Source organism: Duganella sp. CF458, assembly GCF_900113115.1.
Classification (GTDB): domain Bacteria; phylum Pseudomonadota; class Gammaproteobacteria; order Burkholderiales; family Burkholderiaceae_D; genus Rugamonas.
This window is the reverse complement of record NZ_FOOF01000002.1, coordinates 356,600-381,763: the sequence shown is the minus strand read 5'-3', so window position 1 is coordinate 381,763 and position 25,164 is coordinate 356,600. Positions and strand designations below refer to the sequence as shown.

Genomic DNA, 25,164 nt, shown 5'->3' with positions numbered 1-25,164 from the left:
CGTCGCATCAATAGACTTTCACATACCGAATATCAATGACCAAGCGAAAGAGGCAGTGAAATGAAGAAAGCGATTTTGGCAGTTGTCCTGGGTGGCGTGGCGCTGGGTGCAATGGCACAGGAAACGCCGTGGCAGCTGCGTGCACGCGCCGTCCACATCAACCCGGCAGACAAGTCCGACCCGATTGCCGGCGTAGGCCCGTCCGACCTCATCACCGTCAGCAGCAAGACCATTCCGGAAGTGGATATCTCCTACTTCTTGACGCCGAATATTTCCGCTGAACTGGTGCTGACCTACCCGCAAAAGCATGATGTCTACCTGGATGGCGCGTCCATCGGTACTTTCAAGCACCTGCCGCCGACCCTGCTGGCGCAGTACCACTTCACCCCGTCGTCGCCATTCAGCCCTTACGTGGGCGTGGGTGTGAACTGGACGACCTTCTCCAAGAACAAGATCCTGGGCGGCCAAGGCAGCCTGGAGCACGACAGCCTCGGCCTGGCCCTGCAGGCTGGCGTGGACTACAAGCTGGACAAGAACTGGTCGCTCAACCTGGATATCAAGAAAGTGCAGATCCGCAGCGACGTGATGCTGGCGGGCGTGAAGGTCAGCAAGGTCAAGGTTGATCCTGTGCTGCTGGGCGTGGGTGTGGGCTACCGCTTCTGACAGCTGACATCTAATCGCTGAACAAACCGCCCTGCACTTCCGCGCGCAGCTCCCGGGCCAGCGCGCGGCGGCGCGGGTCGGTGGCGAAGTAGCCGATGTCGACTGCGATGCCTTTCGATTCAAGGTGAATCAGCTCGCCGTAGCGGGCGGGCATTTGCAGCCGCAGGAAGTAGAGTTCGAGCTGCGTCACGCTCATTTTGCCGGCGGAGACCTGTTCCACCAGCAGCTTGCCGTTGGCGAGCACGATGTGTTCATAGTCCGTGGCATGGCGGGCGAAGTAAAGGAAGGCGGCCGCCACGGCTGTCATCTCCAGCACGGTGAAGAAAAGAACCTGCCACATGCCCACCATCACGAAGCCGGTAGCCACCGCAAACGAGAACAGGCACATCAAGGCATAAGCCATCCCCATCTGCTGGGGCGACAATGAGCAATTGCGCCGCAGAAGCCATTCCCTGCGTTCCCTGAGCAAGTCCCGGTTCATGCAACATTCTAGGCACAACTTGCCGGCAAAGGCAAAATCTCCTTGCTTGTTCCCGGTCCCGCGGTGGACATTTCGTCGGCGCGGGGCAACGTGAAGATGAAAGTGGCGCCTTCATTGGGCTTGCTGCGGCAGGTCAGGCTGCCGCCGTGCGATTCGGCGAGCTGGCGCGAGATGTAGAGGCCCAGGCCAAGACCGGCCGGCATGCCTTCCATCTTTCCGCGCTCGAAGGGTTCGAAGATTTTCGGCAGCACTTCTTCGGGAATACCGACGCCCTGGTCGATCACTTCGATGCGGGCGTTCTGGCTGTCGGCGTGCAGGCGCACGTCGACCGGCTTGCCGCCGCCGTAGCGCAGGGCGTTGTTGATCAGGTTGACGATTACCTGCTCCACGCGGAATTCGTCCCAGCATCCGGCCACGGGCTGCAAGATCGACAGGCGCAGTTCACTGTGCATGTCGGCCGCATGGTGCGACAGGTCGCCGACGATGCGCTGCAGGAGCGCTTCCAGGTCGACCCGCGCGGGTCGGATCGACAGCTTGCCGGCGCGGATGCGCGATACATCGAGCATGTCGTCGATCAGGCGCACCATGGCGTGGATCTGGCGCATGTCGCGCGCCACCATGCGCTCCAGCTGCTCCGGCGCGAAGTGGTCCATGTTGCCGCGCTCGAGCTGCAGCTTGCGCATCTGCGCTTCCAGGTAGAGGGTGTTCAGCGGCGTGCGCAATTCGTGCGCCACCATGGACATGAACTGGTCGCGCATTTCCAGCGCGCGCTGCAGCTCCTGCTGCACGGCGTTCAGCTCGCGCACCGTGGCTTCGCGCTGTTCGACGATCTGCCGCACTTCCTGCTTCTGGCGGAACAGGTCGACGAAGACATTGACCTTGCTTTTCACCGCATCCGAATCCAGCGGCTTGTAGAGGAAATCCACCGCGCCCGCTTCGTAGCCTTTGAAGGCGTAATTCAGTTCCTTGCCGGCCGCGCTGACGAATACGATGGGGATATGGCGGGTCTTGCCGGTGCCGCGCATCAGCTCCGCCAGTTCAAAGCCATCCATGCCGGGCATCTGCACGTCCACAATGGCGAGGGCGAATTCGTGTTCCAGCAACAGGGCGAGCGCTTCTTCGCCGTTTCTGGCCTGGTAGATCATGCGATCGTCGGCGCGCACCAGGGCCTTCAAGGCGCGCAGGTTTTCCGGCAGGTCGTCTACCAGCAGGACATTGGTTGGTTCCATCAGTGCTTCTCCAGCATCAGCAGTAGTTGCTTGATTTTTTCCAGCGGCAGCACCAGGTCCGGTTGGCGCAGGCGAATTGCTTCCAACGGCATCACGCCGACATTGGCTTCTTCCGGATCCTGGACCAAGGTCAGCCCGCCGGCCCTGCCGATGGCGGCCAGGCCTTGTGCGCCGTCGTTATTGGCGCCGGTGAGCAGGATGCCTGCCAGGTTGGCGCCAAAAACGTCCGCCGCTGTTTCCATGGTAATGTCGATTGCCGGTCGCGCAAAGTGAACCGGCGCATCGCAGCTCAAGGCAAAACTTCTTTCATCTTCAAGCAACAGGTGGTAACCGGCTGGCGCAAAATACAGGGTACCCGGGATCAGCTCGTCCTTGTCGCCCGCTTCACTCACCGGTATCTGCAGCCTTTGCTGGAACACGTCCACCAGCTGGTTATGCCTACCACTTCTTACATGCAGAACCACCACTATCGGTAAGCGATAGCCGCGCGGCAGTGCCGGCAGCACCTGCATCAACGCATTCACACCGCCGGCTGACGCGCCGATAACGACCGCCTCCGTGGTGCGGCCTTGGATGGCCAGTTCCAGCGAAGGGTCGGTTGGCATTATTTTTTCCTGAACAGGCGATCGCGTTTGGCGAGCACGTCAAACTTCGGGCCGAAGGAGGAGAAGTCGATGCTTTCCTTGCTCCCCAGCCCAAGGAAGCCGCGGTGGCAAAGCGATTCGTGGAACAGCCCGAGCGCTCGCTCCTGCAGCTTCTTGTTGAAGTAGATCATCACGTTGCGACAGCTGATGAATTGCGTTTCGGCGAACACGGAATCGGTTGCCAGGCTATGGTCGGCGAAGGTAACGTTCTCGCACAGCGAGCGGTCGAACAGGGCGGCGTTGTAGGCTGCCGTGTAGTAGTCGGAGAAGGCACGCTTGCCGCCGGCAGCCTGGTAATTGGCGGTGTAGTTGCGCATGTTCTCCAGCGGGAAAACGCCTTTCTTGGCCTTTTCCAGGGATTGCGGGTTGATGTCGGTGGCGTAGATGATGCTGCGTTCCAGCAGGCCTTCTTCCTTCAGCAGGATGGCGAGAGAATACACCTCTTCGCCGGTACTGCAGCCGGCAACCCATATCTTCAGCGAGGGATAGGTGCCCAGCACCGGCATGACGTGCTCGCGCAGCCCGATGTAGTAGGTCGGGTCGCGGAACATCTCGGTCACCGGTATGGTCAGGTATTGCAGCAGCTGACTGAAGGCGCTGGGTTCGTGCAGCACGCGCGACTGCAATTGCGAGATCGTGGTGCAGCCCATCTCGTTCATGGCGTGCAGCACGCGGCGCTTTTGCGACGCGCCCGTATAGTCGCGGAAGTCGTAGCTGTAGCGCAGGAAGATCGCTTCCATCAACATGCGCAGCTCGATTTCGACGCTGCTGATCGGGGCGCCGTCGTTCATCACACCGTGTCCATGGCCGGCATCCACACCCGCAGCAATGAGTACAGGCGGGACAGGTCGATCGGTTTGGCCAGGTAGTCGTTGGCGCCGGCTGCCAGGCATTGCTCCTGGTCGTCCTTCATGGCCTTGGCGGTGATGGCGATCACCGGCAGGCGGGCAAAGCGCGGATCTGCGCGCAGGCGGCGCGTGGCCTCCAGCCCGTCCATGCCGGGCATCATGATGTCCATCAGCACCAGGTCGATGTCGGGCACGGCATCGAGCTTGTCCAGGGCTTCCTGGCCGTTGCGGGCGATCTCCACCAGGGCTCCTTTTTGCTCAATGGCGCTGGTCAGGGCGAAGATGTTGCGCACGTCGTCGTCCACCAGCAGGATGCGGCGGCCTTCGAACACTCGGTCGCGGCTGCGCACTGCCTTCAGCATGGTCTGCCGTTCGCTGGAGAGCTGGGACTCGACCTTGTGCAGGAACAGGGTGACCTCGTCCAGCAGGCGCTCCGGCGAGCGCGCGCCTTTGATGATGATGGAGCGCGAATACTTCGACAGCTCGGCTTCTTCGGCGCGCGTCATGCTACGTCCAGTATAGACAATCACCGGCGGGAAGCTGGCGATCTCCTGCTGCGACATCTGCTGCAGCAGTTCGCTGCCCTGCATGTCGGGCAGCTTCAGGTCCATGATCATGCAGTCGAAGATGGTGGAGCGCAGCTGTTCCAGCGCTTCGGCGCCGCTGGCGACGGGCGTGATGGCGATGTCTTCGTCCTCGATCAGCCTGACCATGCTTTCGCGCTGGCGGGCGTCGTCCTCCACCAGCAGGATGTGCTTGATCTTTTGCGTGAAGCGGCGCTCCAGGCGCTCGAACACCGTCAGCAGCTGGTTGCGCTCGGCAGGCTTGCGCACGTAGCCGATGGCGCCCAGGTGCAGGGCCGCTTCGCCGCTGTCGGCGGCACTGATCACGTGCACCGGGATGTGGCGGGTTTGCGGGTTGTCCTTCAACATCTGCAGCACCGACAGGCCGGAGCGGTCGGGCAGGCGGATGTCGAGCATGACGGCTTGCGGCTGGTGTGCTTCGGCCAGCTGCAGGCCTTCCTCGGCGGTGAAAGCGACCAAGGCGCGGTAATTCGCTTCGTGCGCCAGGTCGTACAGGATGCGGGCGAAGTCGGGATCATCTTCCACGATCAGGACTTTGCGCTCAGGCGGCGGCGGGGCAGCGCGGTCGTCCTCGAAGGGGCGCAGCGTGGCGCCGCTGTCGTTCGCACCGGCGGGCGCCGTCCCGCTGCGGGCTTCCGCTCGCGCCGCCGGCGCCGGCACCGGCGCTGGCGAGGCAACTTGGGCGGCCGTGGCTGCGGACGGGTCGATGGACGGCGCTTCGTCCTGCGGCGCGGCGGCGGCCCATTGCGTCGGCAGCAGCAGGGTAAACGTACTGCCCTGCCCTTCAACGCTGGAGACCTCGACCTCGCCGCCCAGCAAGCGCGCCAGGTCGCGTGAAATCGACAATCCCAGCCCGGTGCCGCCGAAGCGCCGGCTCGGCGTGCCATCGCCCTGCTGGAAGGCATCGAAGATCGCACCCTGCTGCTCCGCCCGGACGCCAACGCCGGTATCGATCACCGCAAAGCGCAGCAAGCCCGCTTCGCCCGGCGACAGGCGCAGGATCACCTTGCCGCGGTCGGTAAACTTGACCGCGTTGGAGAGCAGGTTCTTGAGGATCTGCTCCAGGCGCTGGCGGTCGGTGTAGATCTTTTCCGGCAGTCCGGGCAGCAAGTCAACCACGAACTGGAGCTGCTTCTCCTGCGCCAACGGTGCGAAGATCGCTTGCAGGTTGTCGATCATCGACTGCAGCGCCACGTCTTCCGGCGCCAGTTCCAGCTTGCCCGCCTCCACCTTGGAGATATCCAGAATATCGTTGATCAGCGCCAGCAAGTCGTTGCCGGCGTTGTAGATGGTTTGCGCGAAGCGCACCTGCTCCTCGTCCAGGTTGCCCTGCGCGTTATCCGCCAGCAGCTTGGCCAGGATCAGGGAGCTGTTCAAAGGCGTGCGCAGTTCGTGCGACATATTCGCCAGGAACTGCGACTTGTATTCGCTGGCCCGCTCCAGGTCGCGCGCGCGCGCTTCCACATCGACCCGCGCCGCGGCCAGGGCGGCATTGCGCTGGTCCAGCATTTCCGCCTGCATGGCCAGCTTTTCATTGCTTTGCTCGAGCTCCAGCTTCTGCGTTTCCAGGCTGGCCTGCGAGCGTTCCAGCACGCGCGATTGCTCTTCCAGTTCCTCGTTGGCGGTGCGCAGTTCCTCCTGCTGCACCTGCAACTCCTCATTCAGCGACTGCGTTTCCGCCAGCACCTCGGCCAGGCGCTGGCGCGCCACCGTCGCCTCGATCGCCATGCCGACGTTGCCACCCACCAACTCGAGGAAATCCAGCTCGCGCCGGCCCACCTCGCGCAGGAAGCCCAGTTCCACCACGCCATTCACACGGCCGTCGCTATGCACCGGCAGCAACACGATCTGTTGCGGCACGCCATCGCCCAGCGACGACGACACCTTGATATACCCCGGCGGTACTTGCGCCATATGCATTGCCCGCCGCGTGCGCGCCGCCTGGCCGACCAGGCCTTCACCGGGCATCAGCTGCCGGCCTTTTTCCTCGTCCTCCTGGCTGAAGCCGTACGCCGCCGTGCGCTCCAGCGCGCCATCCGGCTGCACCACGTAGAACGAAGCCACCGCCACGTCCAGGTAGCGCGCCATGAAATCCAGCAGCGTCGACGACAGCAGCGGCAGCGCCATCTGCCCGATCCCCTGCTCGGCCAATTGGCTCTGGCCTTCGCGCAGCCAGGCCTGGTGCTGCAGCTGGTAGGCATGCGTATGCTGCTCCTGCAAGGCATCGCGATAGACGGTCGACAGCCGCAACAGGTCGCGCCGCCCGAGCCACGCCAGCAGGCTGCTCACCGCCAGGCTCACGGCCAGGAAGATCGCCACCGTCCAGAAACCCACCACGCGCACCGCCTCGCCGCGGTTGGCACGCTGCCGCTCCTCATGCGCAATAAAGGCGCGGAATTGCTCGCGCAAGTCTTCCAGCGCCACCTTGCCGGCGCCGGCACGCAACATGCCGAGGTAATCGCGCTGCGCGCGGCGTGCCGCGATCATCTGGTCGGCAGCCTGCAGCCAGGCCTGGTGCTGGGCGCGGATCTGGCGCAGGCGTTCAACCTGGGTGGAGTCATCCTCCACCAGTTCGCGCAGCGAGTCGGAGGAGGCTTCGAAGCGCGGGCGCGCGGCGATGAAAGGGGCCAGGTAGGCGTCATCGCCCGTCAGCAGGAAGCCGCGCATGCCGCTCTCCATGTCGACCGTCAGCTTGCGCAATTCCTGCGCATTGCCGATGGCGCGCTCGGTGGTCTCGACGTCGCTCCAGGTGCTCATCAGGTAGGCGAACAGCACCACGAAAATGGCGGCAGCAACAATCCCGCCAAGCAGCGGGATCTTCACGTTGCGGTTCAGGATTCGGCGAAACCCGTGGTCGTCGATGGTCGAACTTCTTTGCATGGAATTGTCGGACTGTCATCGGGAAGATTCCAGTGTACCCCTACGGCGGAGCTTGCGCGGCAATCGTGCGCGGGGGCTATAATTGCTTTCAAACCAATCACGTCCCATCGCCCATGCGCAAAATCCTGACTGTCGTGCCGCTGTTTTTTCTGGCTGGCTGCGTTGATGATTCCGCAACCTTTTATGCGGACGGCACGCGCGAACACACGCTGACCGTGCGGCGGCAGCAGGAGTTTTTCTGGAAGGATGACGCGCAATACACGCTGATGGCTGCACGCCTGCCGGAATGCCAGCGTGCGATTTTCTTGGGCGAAATGCCGCTGGACGGGTTGGAGTTCGAACTGTTTGCCAGCGGCGATAACGTCTGGAGCCTGCGCGCCGGGAAGTACGTCTGGCAGGTGGAGACCCAGGGCTGCACCCTGGTCGCCGAAGGCGGCGATACCACCGCCACCGGGACCAAGCTGGGCACCTATGTGGCGGAGAGCAAGAAAACGAAGATGACCTTCGATGCGGAGGCCGTCCCCGGGGCGGCGCCGGCTGCCGCCCCGCCCGCGCCCCAGTAGCCCCGGCTCAGGCAATATCCACCACCACTTTCCCGCCACCGAGGGCTGCGTGCGCCTGGTTGGCTTGCGCGAGGGTGAAGCGTTCCCCGTGCAGGTGCACCGACAGCTGGCCCGCATCAACCAGCCGCGCCGCCTCGCGCAGGATCGCCCCATGCGCCGCGCGCCGCTTGCCCGACAGCAGGGGCAGCAGGGTAAACACCCCGGAATAGCTGGCGGCCCGGAACGAGAGCGGCGCCAGGGCATGGGTGCCCCAGCCAAGGGCGCTGACCACATGTCCGCCGTACTCGCGCACCGCGCGGAACGAGGCATCCAACACCGCGCCGCCAACGGTGTCATACACGATGTCGAACTCTTCGCCGTCAAGCTGCTCGATGAAGCGCGCGCCCATCGCCTCGATGGCTTCACGCTGGGCGGCACGTCCCGTGGCCGACACCTGCGCGCCGAGGGCCAGCGCCAGCTGCACGGCCATGCGGCCAACGCCACCGGCGCCGCCCTGCACCAGGACCGACTGGCCGGCCTGCACGTGCGCCCGATCCACCAGTCCTTCCCAAGCGGTGATGATGGCCAGCGGCAGCGCTGCCGCGTGCCGCAGGCTGATGCTGCGCGGTGCGTGCGCCAGCAAGTCGGCGTCGACCGCGGCGTATTCGGCCAGCGAGCCCTGCACGCCGCCTACGCCTCCGGTCATGCCGAACACCGCGTCGCCCGGCACGAAAGCGGTGACGCCAGGGCCGACCGCTTCCACCACGCCTGCCATGTCTATTCCCAGCACGGCAGGCAGCGGCATGCGCGCATGGTCAGCCTTGCCGGCGGCAATCTTGAGGTCGAGCGGATTGACGGCACTGGCGTGGATGCGCACCAGTACCTGCCCGGCTGCCGCTACCGGCTTGGCGATTTCTTCGTGGATCAACGGTTGGCCGGCAGACTTGAGAATCATGGCTTTCATGGCAAGAACTCCTGTTTGGTTGCGATGACTGCCAGTGTAGGCAGCGGCGGGCGCCGGAAAAACAGGGCCGGGCTGCAAACAGAATCCCCGAATTGTGGATAATGGCGTGATGGACAAACTTGATGCATTGCGCGTCTTCTGCGCAGTCGTGGAGACCGGCGGCTTTTCGCGCGCGGCGGAAAAGCTGGGCATATCGACGTCCTCCGTCACCGCGCAAGTCAACGCGCTGGAAGCCCATTTCCAGGTCAGGCTGATGCACCGCACTACGCGCAGCATGTCGCTGACGGGCGAAGGGCGCGAATGCCTTGAGCACGCCCGGCGCCTGCTCACAGGAATGGAAGAGCTGGAGGCGAACCTGCAGCATTCGGTCCGCGAGCCGCGCGGTACTTTGCGCGTCAACATGCCCGGGCTGGTGTCGCGCTACTACATAGCACCCGCCTTGCCGCGTTTCCTGGCACGCTATCCGGGCATCGTGCTGCAGGCCAGCGCCAGCGACCGCATGGTGGACATGGTGGACGAGGGCTACGACGTTGTGTTGCGCCTGGGCGAGATTGGCGATGCGCGCCTGGTGGCACGGCCGCTGCTGCCAACGCGCTTCGTTTGCTGCGCATCCCCGGGCTTCATCGCACAACATGGGGTGCCCGCCACGCCGGATGACTTGGCGGGCTTCGACTGCCTGCATTTCATCCTGCCGCGCGCAGGGCGCCTGCGCGAATGGCAATTCGCTGACGGCGTCGCATTTGCGCCGTCGGCGCGCGCCTCTTTCGACCACGTGGATTCGCTGGTCGAAGCATGCAAGGCCGGTGCCGGGATCGGCCAGTTCCTGTCGCTGTCCGTGCAAGAAGAGCTGCGCAGCGGCGCCCTGGTCGCGCTGCTGGCCGAGTACCAGGCACCCGGCCCGGTGCTGACCGCGCTGTACCAGCAGCGCCACCAGCGTGCGGCCAAAGTGCAGGCCTTTATCGACTTCCTCGGCGAAGTGTTCGCCTAGGCCGCCTTTTCGCTGTCGAGATGCGATAACTGATAGTCGTTGTAGCGGCCGCCGGCTGCGGCGCCTTGCGGCACAATCAGGTCCAGCGCTTCCAACTCCGATTGCAGCAGCACCGCGTCCAATGCGCCCAGCGCTTCCTGCAGGCGGCTGCGGGTGCGGGCACCGACCAGCGGCACGATGTCGGTGCCTTGCGCCATCACCCAGGCAATCGCCAGTTGCGCCACGCTGATGCCCTTGGCCTGCGCCACCGCCCGCATATGCTCCACCAGTTCCAGGTTGTGCTTCAGGTTCTCGCCCTGGAAGCGCGGGCTGTACAGGCCACGGTAATCCTGTTCACCTTCGCGCTGGGCCGTCCAATGGCCGCTGATCAGGCCGCGTGACAGTACGCCATATGCCGTGATGCCGACGCCCAGCTCGCGCGCCGTTTGCAGCAAGCCGTTCTCGATACCGCGCGAGATCATCGAGTACTCGATCTGCACGTCGGCGATCGGATGCACTGCATGGGCGCGGCGCAGCGTGTCGGCGTTCACTTCGGACAGGCCGATGTGGCGCACGTGGCCCTTGCGCACCTGCTCCGCGATGGCGCCGACGGTATCCTCGATCGGCGTCGCCGGATCGAGGCGCGACGGGCGGTAGATATCGATGTAGTCGGTGCCCAGGCGGCGCAGCGAATAGGCCAGGAAGTTGGCCACGGCCTGGGGGCGGGAGTCGTAGCCGATAAAGCCGCCGTCCGGATCGCGCAAGGCGCCGAACTTCACGCTGACCTGCACTTGCTCGCGGTCGCGCCCCCGTAGTGCTTCGCCCAGCAGCATTTCATTGTGGCCCATGCCGTAGAAGTCGCCGGTGTCGAGCAGGGTGACGCCGGCGTCCAGCGCGGCGTGGATAGTGGCCAGGCTTTCGGCGCGGTCGGCCGGGCCGTACAGGTCGGACATGCCCATCAGGCCGAGGCCGAGCTGGGAGGTTTGCGGGCCGGTGCTGCCAAGTTTGCGGGTTTCCATTTGCTGATCTCCAGGTGGGGTTTCGATGGAGACCATTGTGCTATTATCGAATCGAACAATAAATGCGGCATTTACTACATCTTTATTCGGCAATAAATAACAATGGACCAGCTCAAGGCCATGCAGGTCTTCCTGGCGGTGGCCGACAGCAAAAGTTTCACCCAGGCCGCCGAACAGCTCGACCTTCCCCGCCCCACCGTCACCAATGCCGTCCAGGCGATCGAGCAGCAGCTCGGCGTGCGGCTGCTTCAGCGCACCACGCGCAAGGTCAGCCTGACTGTTGAAGGACAGCTTTACGTTGAGCGCTGCCGCGCACTGCTCAATGAGCTGGAGGACATCAATGCCCTGTTCCTGACCAATGGCCGCAAGCCTTCCGGCACGATCCGGGTTGACCTGCCGGAACGCATTGCGCGCCTGAGCGTGATTCCTGCGTTACCGGATTTTTTCACCCGCTATCCGGACATCAAGATCCGCGTTGGGGCGAATGACCGCTTGGTGGACCTGGTGGGAGAAGGCATTGATTGTGCGGTGCGGGCAGGTGTGCTGCGCGATTCGACCCTGGTTGCCAAACCGCTGGGGGCGATGAAGCAGGTGAATGTGGCGTCGCCTTCCTACCTGGCAGCGCATGGAACGCCGCGCACGCTGGAGGATTTGCGCGAGCATTGGGCGGTCAACTACTTCTCCAGCCAGACGGGGCGCGACCTGCCTTGGGAGTATGTGGTGGATGGACAGGTGAAGACAATGTCGGTGCGCAGCAAGGTGTCGGTGGGGAGTTCGGAGGCTTACCTGGGAGCCTGCCTGGCAGGGATCGGGTTGGCGCAGATTCCGCTGCCGGGGATCGAGGCGTTGATTCAGCGCGGGGAGTTGGTGGAGGTGCTGCCGGAGTGGCGGCCGGCGCCGATGCCGGTGTCGATTATCTATTCGCACAACCGGCACCTGTCGCCGAGGGTGAGGGTGTTTGTGGATTGGCTGGGGGAGGTTTTGCGGTTGGACGACGGAAACCGGTCTAACGGTGTCTGACCCGCAGGGTCAGACACCAGGCCCGCGGCGGCCGCATATCTGTGTCAGACTCTGCGCGTCTGACACCGGTTTACCGGTTTTAGATACCAGCCCGCAAAACGTCGCCTAACGCCACCCCCTCCGGCAACTTGGCCAACAACTTCTGCGCCTGCGTCAAATTGCGCTGCTTGAATCCATCCGGTGTATTGGAAAAATCCTGCGCCAACCCTGCCGCCGCAGCTTCGACACGCGCCGTATCACCCGGCGTGGTGTCGATCAATGAAAACAGGTAAGTCACGCCCCACTGGATGCGCGTCGCTGGTCCGACCGCCGAACGCCATGCCTTTTCATACCAATCCAGCATGCCCGGCAGATCGCCGCGGCGCTTGGCCGCGGACGCGAGGCTCAATTTGAAATAGTAAGGCGCATGCGACTCCGTCAGCGTCGACTGCAGCAAAGCTTCCGCCTCCGCATGCAGCCCCGCGTCGTTCAGCGCACTGGCCGCCGTGTTGACCAGCGTATGGCGCCCATACTTGTCTTCCAGCAGTGCCAGCGCCTGCTGGACACGCGTGCGCACCAGCTGCGGCAAGCCTTCCGCCGCATAGCCCATGCGCGACATGCGTACCTGCAAACGCACCGCCGTCAAACGATCCGGCGCCGACAACCACATATCCTCAGCCCACACATGCGCGGCCTGTGCCATGGCAGTCGCCAGTTCAGCATGGCGTGCCGGCGCAGCGCGCACCAGCTGGTGGCCGCTGTTGCCGAAGATATCCATATTGGCACGCGCCACACGCGCATCGCCCAGCACTTTCAGCAGGAACTCAGGCGACGCGGCATCCACCACGCGGCCAGCCTGCGCCACCATCGCGTGCAGGCGCAGGCGGGTGGCCGCATCTTCCACCTGGCGCGCGGCAGCCGGCGCTTCGCCGCTCATCGCGGCCGCAGCCAATTGCGACAGGGTGGTCAAGGTCACGCCCAGGTCGCGGCCTTGCAGCAGCACGCCCTCATCGGTATCCCATGAGTAGTTCGCCAGCAGCGTCCATTCGGACGGCGACAGGCCGCGCGTGCCATCCAGGGCTGCGGCCATCGACTCGCCCGCCGTATGGCCGGCAAAACGCGCCGCCATCAAGGCTTCGCCAAACAGTTCGCCATCGAGTTCGCACGGCAGGCGGGTGATCTCGCTGCCATCCGGGCGGTACATCACCATGGTCGGATAGCTGCGCAGCTTCAGGCGCGCGGCCATCGCCTGCGCGTTCGGGCTGTCGCCATCGAGCTGCATCGCCACCATGCTTTGCAGCTTGGCAGGGAATTCTTCGCGGCCGAAGATCTCGTACTTGACCCGGTTGCACGGCGGGCACCACGCGGCGCCCCAGTACAGGAACAGCGGACGACCGGCAGCGCGGGCTGCCTCCAGTGCGGCATCAAAACCGCCTTCGAACCACTCGATAGCGTCAGCCATGGATCAGGACTCGCGAGCCAGTGCCAGGAATTCGGTGCGCATCGCCAGGTTAGGCTGCAGTTCGCCCAGCATGGCGGAGGTCACGGTTTCTTCACCGGCGGTGCGGATGCCGCGCGATTCCATGCACAGGTGGCGGCACTTGACCACCACGCCCACGGCTTTCGGCTCCAGCACGGTCATCAGCGCTTCGGCGATCTGCATGGTCATGCGTTCCTGCACCTGCAGGCGCTTGGAGAACACGTCCACCAGGCGGGTCAGCTTGGACAAGCCGACAATCTTGCCATTTGGGACATAGCCCACGGTGGCCTTGCCGAAGAACGGCGCCAGGTGGTGCTCGCAATGGCTGTACACCGGGATGTTCTTCACGACGATCAGCTCGTTGTACTGTTCGGCGCCATCCTCGAAGGCCTTCAGCACCTCCGCCGGGTCCTGGCCATAGCCGGATACCCAGTGCTTCCACGCCTTGTGCACGCGGTGCGGAGTTTCGATCAGGCCTGGACGATTCGGGTCTTCGCCCAGGTGCTCCAGCAGGCGGCGCCAATCGTCTTCGGTGAATACTTCTTTAGTCATGATTGCAAGAACCGTGAAATGTGGAATCTAATCCACCAGTATACAGCGTTCAGGGTCGGTTCGCTGCCAGCAGCTCGCTGGCGATGGAAACCGTATGGCTCAGCGTCGGCCACTCGTCTTCCGGGCCGAACCAGCGCGCGTCGCTGATTTCGTTGGGGTCGGTGACGATCTCGCCGTCCAGGTATTCGGCGGTGAAGGCAATCATCAGCGAATGCGGGAAGGGCCAGGACTGGCTGCCGAAGTATTTGAGGTTGTGCACGCGCAGGCCGACTTCCTCGAACACTTCGCGATGCACCGCCTCCTCCACCGACTCGCCGGCCTCCAGGAAGCCCGCCAGGGCGGTGTAGCGCTTGTACGGCGAATTGGCGTGCGCGGCCAGCAGGCGCTGCTTGCCCTTCTTGATCAGTACCATCATGGCCGGCGAAATGCGCGGGTAAGCGAGATGGCTGCAGGAGGTGCAGCGCATGGCGCGCTCGCCGGGCGCCAGCAGCATCGGCGAGCCACAGGCGCCGCAGAAGCGGTGGGTGCGAGCCCATTCGGCGATCTGGAAAGCGCGCCCTGCTACGCCGAGCAAGCCGTCCTCGACTGCGCCGAACAAGGTGCGCAAGCCGAGGTAGGCATGGCCCGGCAAGGGCGAAGTGTCATGCGGCGCTTGTGCCACCTGCCAGTAGCGGCCGCCCCAGGTACCCAGCGGCATGGCGCTGGACAGCTCAAGGCCGGCTGCGATCAATTCCGCATGCGGCGGCAGGGCCAGTCCTTCCTCCCGCAACAGCAAGCGGTCTTTGTGGAAGACCAGGGTCTGGATGTCGGCCGTGGGGGCGGATTGGATCAGGGGCAGGAAACCGGCGGGGGTCTGTAGCATGGCGTTCAATATAGTCCTGGCAACAGGCCGATGATACTTGAACTTCTATTGCGGCGAGCGAATGGCCTCGGTGGCTGGAGATGCCCCCAGTTTCTTCCGTCAATTAAAACTACTTCTTTTGTCGCATATAAAGCCCCCAAGGCAAAGCGACCAACACGGCCAGCCAGGGGAAACGGGCGATGATGTTCGCGAGAGCGAGGATCAGCAAGCTAAGTACAGCGATGGCGACAGCAAGGGCGATGCGGTTGATCCATGTGCTCTTTGCAGGCGGCTGCACCTCGGCGAGCGGCATGGGTGCCACCAATTCCGGTTCGGACTGAAGCGGCGGCGGTTCCTGCATCCGGTGCAACGGTTGCTTTTCCTGTGCAGCGTCACCGACATCGTTCGCGCAGAGCAGGTGCACTTCGGCTATCCAGCTTGTCAGGCACTCGCCCCGATGGTCCACGGCCGCAGCACCAGCCGCATCCAGGTGGTGGTAATAGCTGCTGTCGTTCTTGGGGTGCGTGTCGTTGTCAAACTTGGCCTGTTCCCGATACAGCGTCGACAAGATCTTATGCGCGAGCGGCGGCCCCACGAACAGCGGCATCTTCGCCCATTCTTCGCTAAGCTGGACCTGGACACACAAGGGGGCATCACCTGTCGGGACGACAATCTCCAGGTCGGCTGCGATTGCCGCGGCCAACTGCTGCCAATCGGTACCCGGCACATCGAGCTTCCCTGGGCGCTGTTCCGCGCCCCGATAACAATCAAGATCACCCGCGTAGGCAGCCGCACTTGGAAGCAGGAAGTCCATCCACACAGGCTGCTCTTCGCGTCCGGCCCAAGCCTGGTAGCAACCGGGATAATGGACCACGATCGCATACTTGGCCTGATCCGCCACCTTCAGCCCAAGGTCCGCAGCGCGGTGCAACGACAGACGTGTCGCCCCGGTCATTGCCAAGTTGCCCAGCCACTGCGTGAAGTCATCGGCCAGTAACTGGTTGGTTTGATGATCCCGGAATTGGAATCGCGCGCCAAAGAAAATCCCATGATGGAACCAGTCTTCAAGCTCCAGTTCCTTGCGCAGGAACCTGGTGCCGTAACTTACCAAGGCTACCTGCCGCTGGATCAATTCATCTCCCAATCCCGCTCCTCATCATTCAATGTGCAAAGTTTCAACAACATACGTCGAGCATGTTATGTTTGCCAACTTTTATTTCATTTCGAAAAATAGCGATATGCGTTTGCCACTGCTCATCATCACCGCCACATTCCTGACCGCTTGCGGTGGCGGAGGTTCCTCCACCACCACGGCTCCCACCACCCCACCACCGGCTCCACCGCCAGTCACCTATTCGGTGGGCGGCAGCATTTCCGGCCTGGAAACCAGCGGACTGGCATTGACGAACGGGGAAGATACCATCCGCCCTGCAGTTGGCGACACGCGTTTCTCCTTTGCCCAGAAATTGAACAATGGCGCGGCCTATGCGGTCAAGATCTCTGCACAGCCGGTGCTAGGTTTCCAGGCCTGCTCCCTTAGCGGGACGGCGTCCGGCGCAATCGCCGGCGCGAATGTCACGGACGTGACCGCCAATTGCGGTTCAACGATGGCGCGCGTCAGCACCCTGGCCACCAACAGTTTTACGAATGCGTTGGGCGTTGCCATCGACGCCGCAGGGTCGATCTATGTGGCGGAATACCGCAGCGTGCGCAAGATCAGCGGTGGTGTCGAGACGAGGCTGTCCGACGACGCCCGCTTCGGCTTACTCATCGGAATTGCGGTGGACAAGGATGGCAATGTCTTTGTCGCCGATCACTCCAACCGGAGTATCCACAAGATCACCCCCGATGGAGCCGTCACTACAGTAGCGACCAATTTGTACAGCTTGGCTGGGATCGCGGTGGACAAGTCTGGCAACCTGTTTGTTGCAGGCTATGCTACCAACCAGATCGCCAAGATCACACCGGCAGGCGTGTTGAGCGTCCTTGCCGGTGATAGCACCCTCGGAACAGCAGACGGCCAGGGGCAGGCCGCCACTTTTTCCAATCCCTTTGGCATCTGCATTGACGCAGCTGACAACCTGTATGTCACCGACGCCGTCAGCGACAGGATCCGCAAGGTCACGCCCGATGGTCTCGTGACGACTATCGCAGGCAGCGGCAACGTGGGCGGCAAGGCCGACGGTCCTGCCGCAAGCGCAAGCTTCGACCAGCCGCTTGGCATTGCCATTGACAAGGCTGGCTACCTTTATGTGGCAGACGCGCGTAACAACCTGGTGCGCAAGATCAGTCCAGGAGGAATGGTCACTACCCTGGCCGGCAGCGTTTCCGGTTCCGCGGACGGTATTGGCGGCACGGCCAGCTTCTCCATGGCGAGAGGTATCGCGGCCGACAACCGCGGCAACCTGATCATGGTTGACGCCGATTTGCTGCGTCAGTTGACGCCACAGGTCGGCCCGTAAAGCAAAAACCTGTCTTCCGGAGTCTGCAGGAGGCGCGCTACGTCAGTCACCCCAATTGCTCAATCCCACCGCCCCAGTGCTTCAGACAGCTCTGGGGACTTAGCAACGCGTCGCCATTAACACGACCTACTTTTCACCTGCGACCTCGAGAATATGTGTCAGTGCGTCCTCGTACCGTTCAATGCTCGCCTTACGGTCCGTCGCCGCAGCCGCAACTTGTGCCCTCACGTAACTGCGCACCCTATCCCCCGCCGTTCGCTGGACATCCGGGCAAGCTGAATCTTTGACCTGCCCGAGTACACGCTGCGCATCGCTACTGTAAACATGCATCCCTGTCAGCAACCCTTGAATACCGTTTTCCACTTGTTCAAGAGTCTTAAAGCTTGCCTTAGCAGGATCCGATTCATCCGCTAACGCTTTGGAAAGCCTATCGCGCGCCGAAACCAGATATTTTGCATCCAATGGAGCAAGCAAGGCCTTGGTGTCTGCCACAGGACATTTATCCTCAGGCCAATCGGGCACCTGAGCTATCTCGGCTGCAACTTTCCCTGGCAGGTCGTTGGCCTGGGCAAGCAAGGAATTCGCTTGCGCGTCCGTGTCACGCCTGTATCGATCGGCGTAGCGGTCACGTACTTTCAAGAGGGATTGACCACCTGCCTTATTGGTACTTGCAAGTTCCTGCTGGAGTTCGGCGCGCCGTTGCGAACTAAGGTTCTTGTCTTCATCTAGCTGCCGCTGCACATCAAAGCGTCGCAGCAAGTTCATATTTACGGCCTTCCCGCTATTGAAAAGGGCGAGGCTTGTGGCCGACTTGATGATCGCCTCGGGATCGGAGCCGTAGGCTTTCACATACCAGTTACCCACGTCGTCCTTGGCCAACACGTAGTTGGTAGAACCGCCGCCGCTGACAGTGACTTTATTGACGTTCTGCCAGTGGATTTTCTCCAGCTCGCGGCGGGCATTCGATCCATCTTTCTCGAACGGATTCAAATAATGCTTGAACCACTCGGCCAGCATATTCCGGTACTGATCTTCGGTACCTTCCTGCAGCTCATTTGCAGAATAGACACTACGAAGGTAGTCGCTAGCTGGACGCAGGTAGATCATTGCAGTCCGCTGGTCGTACGCAGCATTGATCGCATTCAAAAGATTCGCTGCACTGACAGCATCACCCACTGCGATCGCCTGCACGCGCTGCGCTCGAAGCCGAGCAATCAGGTTGTCAACAACTTCCACGGTATTTTTCGACCTACAGGTACGCAACTCCCTGTCACCTTGGCAGATGGCTCCAAAGACCCTGAATTTCTCAACAGTCGACAGCGTAACTTTTACATCTGCCGCAGTAAATTTGTTTTTGCCAGTATTCTTACCAAGCTCTTCCAGCTTCTGCAGCAATAAGTCCCGAATGACACGTGGATCACGCGTCTTGATTTTCTCTGCTGATGTGAGCACGTCCCTCGACACCACCTCAACGATTGCGACCGTCTTTGCTCGCAGTTCGTCATCGCGAACGGTATCCTGCGTCTCCTCCTCATCTGGATCTCCGCTCCCGAATCTGTGATGGCGAAGGCGGTTTTTTATTTCCACCAGAATTACCGCAGGCTCAGAATCGAATGCCTGTTGCACGGCATTGCCTTCACTTGCCGCATGACTTTCGATCTCTGCTTTACGATTTTTCTGACGCTGCAAATCATTTGCGTGCACGAGGATGGTATTGCCCAACGATTGCAGCACCGCGACCATCGGATCTTTATCCTTTTCAGCTGGCGAGCCAAACAGGAGTTCGTTATTCGTCATGTAAAGCACTTTCTGCGAAAAGAAAACCAGGGCTTCAGTCAACGCCTCGACAGCTTCATTGATCGCCTTTTTATTCCCGGTTTCCCTTGCCTTGGTCACGGCAGCTGTGAGGCTATCCAATCCCAGGCCCGGCTTTCGGCTTTGCGACCGTCGGGTATAACTTTTGACAGGTTGACTGGAATTTCCCCCCTCCAATCCTGGCTTGTCCTCATATAAATAGAGCACCTCGCAGAGAAACCTCTGCTTGTATTCAGGGATTTGATCGCACGTTAAACGCAATTTCTCAGCACAGGACTGCTCTGTCGTCTCGCCTGCTGATTTGCAATACAGGTTCACTATCAATGGCTTGGCGGAGGTTGCCATCGTCGCGAACTGTTGGACCTGAATCTCTTTCTCATTCGCCAGAGGCCCTTTATAAACATCGACGTCAATCTGAAGTGAGGCGCAACCCGTGACTAACACGAGCGGTAACGACCAAAGGACCAGCGAACGAACGAATGAAATTTGATTCATCTCTCACTCCCTTCCGGTGAGATCCAGCATAGTCTGCATCGCTCGCCGCTCCTCGCGCATACGAGCGGCATCGGTCCAAAGTTCACGCGACACGTCCGGCTCGCCGCCCGCAGCTTGAGTTGCACCCGCGACTACCCCCAAAGCGCGGTCAACTGAACTAAAGAAGCTCTCAGGATTCGATCCCATCACCACAACCAACCTGTGATTCCTTGGCGCTTCACGAAAACCCTCTGGCCCGAACATGATCAACCGCCGGTTCAAAGCTCCTCTGTCGCCTTCCGGCGCAATGCGATTGGCAACCTCTTCTGTCGTCCGCACCTGATTCTTGTCCAAAAAGATTTGCCCCGACAACGAGTCCACCAAATCGGCGCGCAGCCAACCGGATGCGAAAGCAGTCGTTGACAGGGCACTGGCCTGTCCTTGCACGCGAATGCGATAAATCGTCGGTGGCAACTGCTCACGCGGGTCGAACATTCCCAAGTAGTAGGTTTGCCCGATATTGGTAGTTGGTGTATGACCCAATGCCACTGTTCCACCGACTCCAAGGCTGTAGTTGGCAGTTGAATTAGCACACCCGTTTAGGGTTGCCGCAAACAAGAGGCACACCAGCCCATACCGACCGCGTCGAGTCATGTGAAACTCCTGAGAGGAACACTGATTATTTAATGGCGAGAGCTTTTTTTGCGGCCAACGCCGCGCAAGCTTCAGTTGCGTCGCTATTGGCAAAACAGGCGTCAATCGAATCCACAGAAAGCTGAACACCGTCCTTGCCATCGAAGCTTCGAGCTTTGGCTTCGATCTCTACCTGAAGCTTTCCAGAGCGGGGAATGGGCAATTGGAATCGCATGAAATTCGGACTCCCATCGCGCAGTTGGCCACGTGGATAGTACGCCCTGTAAGTTGTGCTGCCGACCGTTACCTTTAGGTCAAGCTCACTCGCTGGGAACTTGTGCTCCGCCCCACGAAAATCCAGCTGCAGCACCGGGGGATCGGCTGGAGAACGGGATATCACTAAATCGAACTTACAGCGTGCCTTGACGTTAATCTTGCTGTCTTTTGGAGTCTGAAGAAAATAGCCATCCTTCCGAAGAATCGCTATCGAGCTTTTGTCAGGCGAGAACGAAACGGACACTTTGTCGCTAGGGCAGGCATCCTCTTTGACAGGGATAAATATTGGGTTTTGGAATCCAGAGTCGGCTGACGCAATTCCAGCCGCGACCAAAATTGCCCCAACCATTGCAGCTTTAAGAGTTTCCATCTCGCAAGCTCCCCTGTATTGATAAATGTCAATATAACAAAAGAAACTTGCCAGAAATGCGCGCTTTGTCACGAGATTCGCTTGACATTTGCCAAAAGAAAAACCCTGTAAGTCAGGGACTTACAGGGTTCCGTGAACTACCAGCGCTTTGCTAATTCTTAGAACGGAATATCGTCATCCATGTCGGAGAAGTTCGGCGCTGGGCGTGGTGCCGGGCGTGGTGCCGGTGCCGGCGCTGCCTGTGGACGTGGGGCCTGGCGTGGCGCAGGTGCGTCGTAGCCCATGTCGTCGCCACCGCCCATGCCGCCACCCATGCTCGCGCCGCCGCCGTCACGGCCGCCCAGCATCTGCATGTTTTCAGCGATGATGTCGGTTGCGTATTTTTCGATGCCGTCTTTGTCGGTGTACTTACGGGTCTGCAGGCGGCCTTCCACGTAGACGGAAGAACCTTTTTTCAGGTATTGGCCGACGATTTCAGCCAGGCGGCCGAAGAAGGAAATACGGTGCCACTCGGTCAGCTCTTTCTGTTCGCCGGTGTTGCGGTCTTTCGAACGATACGAGGTAGCTACGGCGATGTTGGCAATCGCGTCACCGCTAGGCATGTAGCGGATTTCCGGATCGCGACCCAGATTGCCGACGATGATCACTTTGTTGACTGATGCCATTTATGAAACTCCTGAAGGGTGTAGGGGCAGTTCCGACGGCCCCAAAACCACGGAGTTTACCCTAAATTAATAGCCTATCAAATATCGCATAAGCTGATGCAGCTCAATTGAAATGGCCGCCATCGCGGCATCGGTCACCAGCGCCGCCATGGCTTACCTGACGTACCGCCCAAATACTGGTAATATGTACAGTATTTGACGCTGGGCTTGGTGTATCGAGGGCGCGGCGCAAGAATTCATTCGACGCTATAGTATCGGGCTGACCCCGAAAGGTACCCACGCATGGAAGAGATCCGCATCCGCGGTGCGCGCACGCACAACCTGAAAAACATCAACCTCGACCTGCCACGCAACAAGCTGATCGTGATCACCGGCTTGTCCGGCTCCGGCAAGTCGTCGCTGGCGTTCGACACCCTGTACGCAGAAGGCCAGCGCCGCTACGTCGAGTCGCTGTCGGCCTACGCGCGCCAGTTCCTGCAGCTGATGGAAAAGCCGGACGTGGACATGATCGAGGGCTTGTCGCCGGCGATCTCCATCGAACAGAAGGCCACCTCGCACAACCCGCGTTCGACCGTGGGCACCGTGACCGAGATCCACGACTACCTGCGTTTGCTGTATGCGCGTGTCGGCACCCCTTACTGCATCAACCACCCGGACCACGCGCTGGCAGCGCAATCGGTATCGCAGATGGTGGATGCCGTGCTGGCCATGCCCGAAGGCACCAAGCTGATGATCATGGCGCCGGTGGTGGCCAACCGCAAAGGCGAACACGCCGATTTGTTCGAAGCCATGCAGGCCCAGGGCTTCGTGCGCTTCCGCGTGCAGAGCGGCACCCACGACGCCAAGATCTACGAAGTGGACGACCTGCCGAAGCTGAAGAAAACCGAGAAGCACACCATCGACGTGGTGATCGACCGTGTGAAGGTGAACCCGGAGATCAAGCAGCGCCTGGCCGAATCCTTCGAAACCGCACTGCGCCTGGCCGACGGCCGCGCAGTCGCCTACGAAATGGACAGCGGCGCCGAGCACATTTACTCGAACAAGTTCGCCTGCACCACCTGCGGCTACTCGCTGCAGGAATTGGAGCCGCGCCTGTTCTCCTTCAACAACCCGATGGGCGCCTGCCCCGAGTGCGATGGCCTGGGCCATATCGAGTTCTTCGACCCGCGCCGCATCGTCGCCTTCCCGAACCTGTCGCTGGCGTCCGGCGCGGTGAAGGGTTGGGACCGCCGCAACCAGTTCTATTACTCGATGCTGGCAGCGCTGGCCGCGTACTACGATTTCGAACTCGATACGCCGTTCGAGCAACTGCCCGCAAAAGCGCAGGATGTGGTGCTGCACGGTTCCGGCAAGACCGCCATTCCATTCACCTACATGAATGAGCGCGGCAAGGCGGTGGTCAAGGAACACACCTTCGAAGGCATCGTCAACAACCTGCAGCGCCGCTACCGCGAGACCGATTCGATGGCGGTGAAGGAAGAACTGGCGAAGTTCATCAACGAGAAGAAGTGCCCAAGCTGCGAAGGCGCGCGCCTGCGCGTGGAAGCGCGCCATGTCAAGATCGGCACCGGCAAGCAGGAACGCGCGATTTACCAGATCGCCGAGAAGCCGCTGCGCGACACGCTGTCCTTCTTCGAGCAGTTGAAATTGAAGGGTGCGAAGAAAGACATCGCCGACCGCGTGATCAAGGAAATCGTTTCGCGCCTGACCTTCCTGAACAACGTCGGCCTGGACTACCTGTCGCTGGACCGCAGCGCCGACACCCTGTCGGGCGGCGAAGCCCAGCGTATCCGCCTCGCTTCCCAGATCGGTTCCGGCCTGACGGGCGTGATGTACGTGCTGGACGAACCATCCATCGGCCTGCACCAGCGCGACAACGACCGCCTGATCGATACCCTGAAGCACCTGCGCGATATCGGCAACTCGGTGCTGGTGGTGGAGCACGATGAAGACGCGATCCGCACCGCCGACTACGTGGTCGACATGGGCAAGGGCGCCGGCGTGCATGGCGGCGACGTGATCGCCTCCGGCTCGCTGAAGGACATCCTGAAGTCGAAGGAGTCGCTGACCGCGCAATACCTGAGCGGCAAGCTGAAAATCGAAGTGCCGAAGAAGCGCCACAAGTCCGATCCGCAGCGCCAGCTGACCATTACCGGCGCCACCGGCAACAACCTGAAGAAAGTTTCGCTCAGCTTGCCGGTCGGCCTGATGACTTGCGTGACCGGCGTTTCCGGTTCCGGCAAGTCGACCCTGGTCAACGATACCCTGTACCCGGCCCTGTCGCGCCACCTGTTCGGCTCCCAGACCGAACCGGCACCGCACGAATCGATCAGCGGCCTGGAACACTTCGACAAGGTGATCTCGGTCGACCAGGCGCCGATCGGCCGCACCCCGCGTTCGAATCCGGCCACCTACACCGGCCTGTTCACGCCGATCCGCGACCTGTTCGCCACCGTGCCGGTCGCGAAAGAGCGCGGCTACTCGGCCGGCCGCTTCTCCTTCAACGTCAAGGGCGGCCGCTGCGAAGCCTGCCAGGGCGACGGCGTAATCAAGGTCGAAATGCACTTCCTGCCTGACGTCTACGTGCCTTGCGACGTCTGCCACGGCAAGCGCTATAACCGCGAGACGCTGGAAGTCCACTACAAGGGCAAGAGCATCACCGAAGTGCTGGACATGACGGTGGAAGACGCGCACGAATTCTTCAAGGCCGTGCCGGTCATCGCGCGCAAGCTGCAAACCCTGCTCGACGTTGGCCTGGGCTACATCAAGCTGGGACAGAGCGCCACCACGCTGTCCGGCGGCGAAGCGCAGCGCGTCAAGCTGTCGCTGGAACTGTCCAAGCGCGATACGGGCCGCACGCTGTATATCCTGGACGAGCCGACCACCGGCCTGCACTTCCACGACATCGACCTGCTGCTGAAGGTGATCCACCGCCTGCGCGACCACGGCAACACCCTGGTCATCATCGAGCACAACCTCGACGTGATCAAGACTGCCGACTGGATCGTCGACCTCGGTCCTGAGGGCGGCGCCGGCGGCGGCCAGATCATCGCCAGCGGCACGCCGGAAGAAGTGGCGGCCAACCCGGCCAGCGTGACCGGCAAATACCTCGGTCCTCTGCTGAAGAAAAAATAATGAGCCTGCATTCCGTCAAACACTTCCTGGCGCAGCACGCGCCGGACCTGGAAGTCATCGAACTGGCGGAAAGCACGGCCACCGTCGCCCTGGCGGCGGCGGCCCACGGCGTCGAGCCGGGGCAGATCGCCAAGACGCTGTCGCTGCGCATGAAGGAAGGCATCGTGCTGGTGGTGACGCGCGGCGATGCGCGGCTGGACAACAAGAAGTTCAAGGCCCATTTCGGCGCCACAGCGCGCATGCTGGGAGCGCATGAAGTGGAAGAACTGACCGGCCACCCGGTCGGCGGGGTCTGCCCCTTCGGCCTGCCGGGGCCGATACCTGTCTATTGCGATGTTTCACTGCGCGTGTTCAGCGAAGTGCTTCCTGCCGGCGGCGCGATCAATGCTGCGGTGCGCATCTGCCCCGAACGCATGGCGCAGTTGACTGGCGCGCAGTGGATTGACGTGGCATTGCCACCTGCATAACCCCGCTCGTTCGATCCGGCGCAGTGCTGCGCCTGGGCTGAAGTCGCCCACCATGCCGCTGCGCGCTCGCTTGCTTCCTTCCATATAGAAAGTTAATCGATTGCAATATTCCGATAGATTTCTCATAAGAAGACCATGCTAAGCTGACAACTCTCCTCAACCACCAGAAAGTAT

Annotated in this window: 22 protein-coding genes; 7 read left to right on the top strand and 15 right to left on the bottom strand. The window is 61.5% G+C overall.

Translation table 11 applies throughout. The annotated features are described in order from the left end of the window. Positions 1–60: 60 nt before the first annotated feature. Positions 61–663 (top strand): OmpW/AlkL family protein, encoded by a 603-nt coding sequence (locus BM269_RS04955; RefSeq protein WP_090435911.1) that lies wholly within the window; start codon positions 61–63, stop codon positions 661–663. A 10-nt stretch (positions 664–673) separates the two neighbouring features. Here BM269_RS04955 and BM269_RS04950 read toward each other — a convergent pair whose 3' ends face one another. The 5 genes from BM269_RS04950 to BM269_RS04930 are packed head-to-tail and all read right to left on the bottom strand — an operon-like array spanning position 674 to position 7,329. Then, positions 674–1,144, bottom strand: a complete 471-nt coding sequence (locus BM269_RS04950; protein WP_090435910.1) for a DUF2244 domain-containing protein — start codon at positions 1,142–1,144, stop codon at positions 674–676. Positions 1,145–1,152: 8 nt separating this feature from the next. After that, positions 1,153–2,373 (bottom strand): hybrid sensor histidine kinase/response regulator, encoded by a 1,221-nt coding sequence (locus BM269_RS04945; RefSeq protein ID WP_090435909.1) that lies wholly within the window; start codon positions 2,371–2,373, stop codon positions 1,153–1,155. After that, on the bottom strand, positions 2,373–2,978 hold the full coding sequence (locus BM269_RS04940; protein ID WP_090435908.1) for a chemotaxis protein CheB: 606 nt from the start codon (positions 2,976–2,978) through the stop codon (positions 2,373–2,375). Before BM269_RS04940 ends, BM269_RS04945 begins: the two co-directional genes overlap by 1 nt. Beyond that, complete coding sequence (locus BM269_RS04935; RefSeq protein ID WP_090435907.1) at positions 2,978–3,808, bottom strand: CheR family methyltransferase; 831 nt, start codon at positions 3,806–3,808, stop codon at positions 2,978–2,980. Before BM269_RS04935 ends, BM269_RS04940 begins: the two co-directional genes overlap by 1 nt. Beyond that, positions 3,808–7,329, bottom strand: a complete 3,522-nt coding sequence (locus tag BM269_RS04930) for a response regulator (RefSeq protein WP_090435906.1) — start codon at positions 7,327–7,329, stop codon at positions 3,808–3,810. The genes BM269_RS04935 and BM269_RS04930 overlap by 1 nt, the downstream gene beginning before the upstream one ends. Before the next feature lie 113 nt (positions 7,330–7,442). On the opposite strand from BM269_RS04930, the gene BM269_RS04925 reads away from it, so the two are divergent. Continuing rightward, positions 7,443–7,892, top strand: a complete 450-nt coding sequence (locus BM269_RS04925; RefSeq protein WP_090435905.1) for a hypothetical protein — start codon at positions 7,443–7,445, stop codon at positions 7,890–7,892. 7 nt (positions 7,893–7,899) lie between these two features. On the opposite strand, the gene BM269_RS04920 is transcribed toward BM269_RS04925, so the two are convergent. Beyond that, a complete protein-coding gene (locus BM269_RS04920; protein ID WP_090435904.1) occupies positions 7,900–8,835 on the bottom strand; it encodes a zinc-dependent alcohol dehydrogenase family protein in 936 nt (311 codons plus the stop codon). A gap of 109 nt (positions 8,836–8,944) precedes the next feature. Between BM269_RS04920 and BM269_RS04915 the strand changes: the two genes are divergently transcribed. Then, positions 8,945–9,823, top strand: a complete 879-nt coding sequence (locus BM269_RS04915; protein ID WP_090435903.1) for a LysR family transcriptional regulator — start codon at positions 8,945–8,947, stop codon at positions 9,821–9,823. Here the strand turns inward: BM269_RS04915 and BM269_RS04910 are convergent. Next, on the bottom strand, positions 9,820–10,821 hold the full coding sequence (locus tag BM269_RS04910) for an aldo/keto reductase (RefSeq protein WP_090435902.1): 1,002 nt from the start codon (positions 10,819–10,821) through the stop codon (positions 9,820–9,822). The genes BM269_RS04915 and BM269_RS04910 overlap by 4 nt on opposite strands. A 102-nt stretch (positions 10,822–10,923) precedes the next feature. On the opposite strand from BM269_RS04910, the gene BM269_RS04905 reads away from it, so the two are divergent. Beyond that, the gene (locus BM269_RS04905; protein WP_090435901.1) at positions 10,924–11,841 is read left to right on the top strand and encodes a LysR family transcriptional regulator; all 918 of its coding nucleotides are present in this window, start codon (positions 10,924–10,926) and stop codon (positions 11,839–11,841) included. A 79-nt stretch (positions 11,842–11,920) separates the two neighbouring features. Here the strand turns inward: BM269_RS04905 and BM269_RS04900 are convergent, their stop codons facing one another. The 4 genes from BM269_RS04900 to BM269_RS04885 all read right to left on the bottom strand — a co-directional run bounded on the left by BM269_RS04900 (position 11,921) and on the right by BM269_RS04885 (position 15,837). After that, the gene (locus tag BM269_RS04900) at positions 11,921–13,282 is read right to left on the bottom strand and encodes a thioredoxin family protein (RefSeq protein WP_090435900.1); all 1,362 of its coding nucleotides are present in this window, start codon (positions 13,280–13,282) and stop codon (positions 11,921–11,923) included. Positions 13,283–13,285: 3 nt separating this feature from the next. Continuing rightward, positions 13,286–13,852 (bottom strand): GTP cyclohydrolase I FolE, encoded by a 567-nt coding sequence (folE, locus tag BM269_RS04895; RefSeq protein WP_028102807.1) that lies wholly within the window; start codon positions 13,850–13,852, stop codon positions 13,286–13,288. 49 nt (positions 13,853–13,901) lie between these two features. Beyond that, entirely contained in the window at positions 13,902–14,714 is an 813-nt protein-coding gene (nudC, locus tag BM269_RS04890; RefSeq protein ID WP_090435899.1) for an NAD(+) diphosphatase, read from the bottom strand. Positions 14,715–14,823: 109 nt separating this feature from the next. After that, positions 14,824–15,837 carry a hypothetical protein gene (locus BM269_RS04885; RefSeq protein ID WP_090435898.1) on the bottom strand — a complete coding sequence of 338 codons (1,014 nt, stop codon included), beginning with the start codon at positions 15,835–15,837 and terminating at the stop codon, positions 14,824–14,826. A 55-nt stretch (positions 15,838–15,892) separates the two neighbouring features. Here BM269_RS04885 and BM269_RS04880 point away from each other — a divergent pair, with 55 nt between their 5' ends. Further along, positions 15,893–17,155 (top strand): NHL repeat-containing protein, encoded by a 1,263-nt coding sequence (locus BM269_RS04880; protein ID WP_090435897.1) that lies wholly within the window; start codon positions 15,893–15,895, stop codon positions 17,153–17,155. Between the two features lie 126 nt (positions 17,156–17,281). On the opposite strand, the gene BM269_RS04875 is transcribed toward BM269_RS04880, so the two are convergent. The 4 genes from BM269_RS04875 to ssb all read right to left on the bottom strand — a co-directional run bounded on the left by BM269_RS04875 (position 17,282) and on the right by ssb (position 21,388). Next, positions 17,282–19,465: a hypothetical protein gene (locus BM269_RS04875; RefSeq protein ID WP_090435896.1), complete on the bottom strand. Its 2,184-nt coding sequence runs from the start codon at positions 19,463–19,465 to the stop codon at positions 17,282–17,284. A gap of 3 nt (positions 19,466–19,468) precedes the next feature. Next, positions 19,469–20,098, bottom strand: a complete 630-nt coding sequence (locus BM269_RS04870; RefSeq protein ID WP_139232665.1) for a hypothetical protein — start codon at positions 20,096–20,098, stop codon at positions 19,469–19,471. A gap of 25 nt (positions 20,099–20,123) precedes the next feature. Beyond that, the gene (locus BM269_RS04865) at positions 20,124–20,723 is read right to left on the bottom strand and encodes a hypothetical protein (protein WP_139232664.1); all 600 of its coding nucleotides are present in this window, start codon (positions 20,721–20,723) and stop codon (positions 20,124–20,126) included. Positions 20,724–20,881: 158 nt separating this feature from the next. Beyond that, positions 20,882–21,388, bottom strand: a complete 507-nt coding sequence (gene ssb, locus BM269_RS04860; protein WP_090435893.1) for a single-stranded DNA-binding protein — start codon at positions 21,386–21,388, stop codon at positions 20,882–20,884. 282 nt (positions 21,389–21,670) lie between these two features. Here ssb and uvrA point away from each other — a divergent pair, with 282 nt between their 5' ends. Then, entirely contained in the window at positions 21,671–24,523 is a 2,853-nt protein-coding gene (gene uvrA / locus BM269_RS04855) for an excinuclease ABC subunit UvrA (RefSeq protein WP_090435892.1), read from the top strand. Further along, a complete protein-coding gene (locus tag BM269_RS04850) occupies positions 24,523–24,990 on the top strand; it encodes a YbaK/EbsC family protein (RefSeq protein WP_090435891.1) in 468 nt (155 codons plus the stop codon). The genes uvrA and BM269_RS04850 overlap by 1 nt, the downstream gene beginning before the upstream one ends. Positions 24,991–25,164: the final 174 nt, after the last annotated feature.